The sequence below is a fragment of the Lactobacillus helveticus DSM 20075 = CGMCC 1.1877 genome (assembly GCF_000160855.1).
Classification (GTDB): domain Bacteria; phylum Bacillota; class Bacilli; order Lactobacillales; family Lactobacillaceae; genus Lactobacillus; species Lactobacillus helveticus.
Window position 1 is genome coordinate 515,505 of sequence record NZ_GG700752.1, and the last position, 3,683, is coordinate 519,187.

Annotated in this window: 3 protein-coding genes; 2 read left to right on the forward strand and 1 reads right to left on the reverse strand. The window is 31.7% G+C overall.

The genetic code is table 11. The features are described 5' to 3' along the window. Positions 1 to 109: 109 nt before the first annotated feature. Positions 110 to 967, reverse strand: a complete 858-nt coding sequence (locus HMPREF0518_RS02375; protein WP_230478142.1) for a helix-turn-helix domain-containing protein — start codon at positions 965 to 967, stop codon at positions 110 to 112. Between the two features lie 385 nt (positions 968 to 1,352). Between HMPREF0518_RS02375 and HMPREF0518_RS02380 the strand changes: the two genes are divergently transcribed. Together HMPREF0518_RS02380 and HMPREF0518_RS02385 are read left to right on the forward strand one after the other, a co-directional pair. Next, positions 1,353 to 2,318 (forward strand): helveticin J family class III bacteriocin, encoded by a 966-nt coding sequence (locus HMPREF0518_RS02380; RefSeq protein ID WP_003625721.1) that lies wholly within the window; start codon positions 1,353 to 1,355, stop codon positions 2,316 to 2,318. Between the two features lie 107 nt (positions 2,319 to 2,425). Then, positions 2,426 to 3,484, forward strand: coding sequence for an SLAP domain-containing protein (locus HMPREF0518_RS02385; RefSeq protein WP_023191797.1), 1,059 nt, complete (start codon positions 2,426 to 2,428; stop codon positions 3,482 to 3,484). Positions 3,485 to 3,683 lie beyond the last annotated feature (199 nt).

Genomic DNA, 3,683 nt, shown 5'->3' on the forward strand with positions numbered 1-3,683 from the left:
TCATCTTTGTTCAAAAATAAAAAGAATAAGAAAAAGACGGTCAAGCAACTCAAATTAAGAGTTGGATTGATCGTCTTTTGGTATCTGAGGGTTAGTTATTAGAGTAAAATTATCCGTAAATTTGTTTAATTTGCTTGAAGCCAGTGATGAAGCCATCTTCAAGTGCTTTGAGATTTAATGCCTTACATGCGTTGATTATCTCGTAAATTCTTCTATTATCTTTAGTTTTAATATATGTTATAAATGCACGATATAGTTGAGCGTGCATTTTTTCGCAAGCATATCCGTCTGAAACCTTCATTTGGTCAAATCTATCTAGTAGTTTTTCAGCTAATAGATAATTTCTTCTGACTAAAATTGAAATTGAGTTTAAAATGGCAGCTAAAACTTCATCATACCAGCGTTGATGATAAAGTTTTTCATTAATTGAATAGGTAATCAAAGAACTACATAGCCGATTAATATTTTCTGGATCTAATAATCCCAATGTATTACCAAAATAAAAAATATTTTTATAATTCCATTCTGAGATGTTAGTTAGAATATTGGTTAGTCTTATTTTGTCATATTTAGTAAATATATTGTCAGAACTCAAATCTTGATAAAACATACAGGTAAAACAGTATTCCAAAAATATATCATTATTTTGGGGATGTTTTTTTGATAATTCTCTTTTTTTGATTACATATCTATGTAGAGTAACAGTATCACTAGCTACGTATGCTAAGTGAATCTTCTCGGATAAAGATAATAAGTCTGAAGAAATGATATTTTCAATAAATTCAATGGGTTGAGTATGAATATGTTTGAGTAATTCGAGTACTTGGTTAAAAGAAAGATTATCCTTTCCATTTTCCCATAGAGATAGAGTCGATTTTGATGTAATATCTTTAGCTGCTTTTGTTAGTGTAATATTTTGTTGTTTTCTTAATTCTCGAAATTTTGCACCGTAGATATTTTTTATCATAACCATTGCACTTTCTAGTTATTCTAAATATCAAGTTATAAAACTTTTTTGTTAAATATATTCTCTAAATTCCTATAAATAGGAATTTTGCAATTAAATAGATTACATTACTGTAAAATAATAAAAATATATATTTTTATAGAAAGTGAATAACCGTATGTTTAATAAATATATGCGAATCTTAATTAAATTTATTTGGAATGGAACTTTAATGACTGGTGGGACAAAAATATTGATTGCATTATTAAAATCAATATCAAATATAAAATAAAATTCTATTATTAGGAATTTAAAGCAAAACGATTTTTAGAGCATGTATAATTTTAGATACTTTAAGAAAGTATCTTAGAGCATTAGAGCCTTCTTAATCGAGGAGGTATTTCTTATGTCAGATATTTATGATGCTTATGTTGATCCAAACTATTATACTTTAAATAGTCCTGATCATAATGTTTTACGTCGTGTAGTTGTCCAAAAGGGTAACGTTGCAAGTCGTTATATTTATGCTGAGCAATTATGGAATAGTCAACAAGATATTTATGTATTTCGTGCTAATAAGGAATCATATGTTCCTTTCAACAAGAATAACCCTATTTTGATCATGGATGGTCAAAATGGTGCAACTGCTGGTGGTCACACTCAAACTTGGGAATATGCTAATAGAACCAACGAATGGTTTGTAGGTACTAAACCAAAGAATAAGTGGACTACCCAAATTGCTAGAGTACATATTTCTTCTTCTACCAGTCGTTATACGAGTAATACTCAATTACCGCGTTTGTCATATTTAAATAGAGCTGGTTCTCAACAAGGCATCAATTATGCTGGTGCTGACTTGAAACGTGTTGAAGCTGCTGTTTCTCCAGACTATCAATACTTCATGATTGCAACTATTGATAGATACAATACTGGATACTTTTCAATTTATTATTTAGATGATATTAATACTGCACTTGATAATGCAGGAGTTAATGATGTAAATATCCAGACACTTACTAGTGTAAAAGCATTTATTATTCCAAGCTTTGTAGATAATATTGGTTCTATTCAGGGGTATGATATTGATAATGGAGCAAACTATATTTATGTATCCAGTCAACATAGTCCAGGTTATGAAGATATTTCAAGAAAAATTGTAAAAATTCCATGGGGAAGCCAAAATCCAAGTGAATGGGATTTTGTTCGGTTAGATTCCAATTCTACAATTAATAGTTTTAGTGGAAACTATCAAACTGAGTTTGAGAGTGTTCAAGTGATTGATAATAATGTTTGGTTAACTGTAGCTTATCATGATATGGATACTTCAACTAATTTGACAGTTATGAATAGAATTTATAAGATTAGTTGGTAATTTTTAATTACTACATCATAAGTTTCTAGTTAGCTAGAAACTGACTAGAAACTTTTTCTTTATTAAAATATAGAAAGTGAGTAAATAAAATGACCAGGAAAATAAAAATGATTAGCTTAGCTGCAGCAGCCCTCCTTGCAGTGGCTCCAGTTGTAAGCCCAGCGGTAGTCCATGCAGCTGATACTACGTCAACTACTACAACTCTCAATAGTAATGCTGAGAATCCAGTAATTACTTATAACGGCAAAAAGTATGACAGTAATCAAGATATTACTGCGGCAATCGCAAACTCTTCATTTAGCCGAGTTCCTTTAAAGGGAAGTAGTACTTTTATCCAAGATGTTAAAAATGCATTTTCTGCTACCGAATCAAGTACAGATAATTCAAAAGTAAATATCGTAGTTTACACGGGTGATTTGTATACTAATATTGCTGGAAAATATCCTGTTAGAGTTTTAGCTACAAATAAAGCGGGAAAATCTACTGCTTTAACTTTTCAAGTTATCGTAGGTAATCAAGGGGCTAATGCAACTTATGCAGTAGCTCAACCACAAGTGAGAGGCAATGTAACCCTTTATACTATTCGTGATGGTAAGGTGATTCATAATTCATATGGTTCATATGTTTTAGATGGTGGTACAACCGTTGCAACTTTTGGCACTGTAGAAATTAATGGTATTTCATATACTAGATTGAATGGCCCAGATTCAGATTTGTTTATTGAAACTAAGTCTGTTGATGGAACTTACCCAGAATCTGCAACAAATGAGGATGGTCAAGCCAAGACAGTGACCAAGACTTTAATGCATACAGCTATTGCATATAATTCAGATGGTCATTCGACAGGCAAGAAGTATTATGCATACCGTCAATTGACTTTGAGTGCTGTTAAGAAGAATATTAAGGGTTCAATGTACTACAACGTTCAAGGTACGGGCGATTACATTAAAGTCGGTAATATTGACGGCACTAAGAGAACTTTAACTCGTAACGCTTATATTTATGCAACCAGTAAACGTCGTGCAGATAGAACTTTGCTGAGAAAGGGCGATACCATTACCACATATGGTGGCTCTTACAAGTTCAAAAACGGCAAGCGCTACTACCGGATTGAAGGCGCAACGTCAACCAACAAACGCTACGTCAAAGTAGTGAACTTTAAATAGGCTCACGCAAAATTGAATAGAAAAGAAGACGATCGAAATGATCGTCTTTTTTTCTGATCTGTAAAGTACTATTTCATCAATGATATTAATTACCCATGTTAGAATGATTACAAAATAGTTTTTAACTAAAGGAATAACATTATGGAAAAATATGTAATTTTAAACAATGGCGTAAAAATGCCGCGGCTTGGCTTTGGCG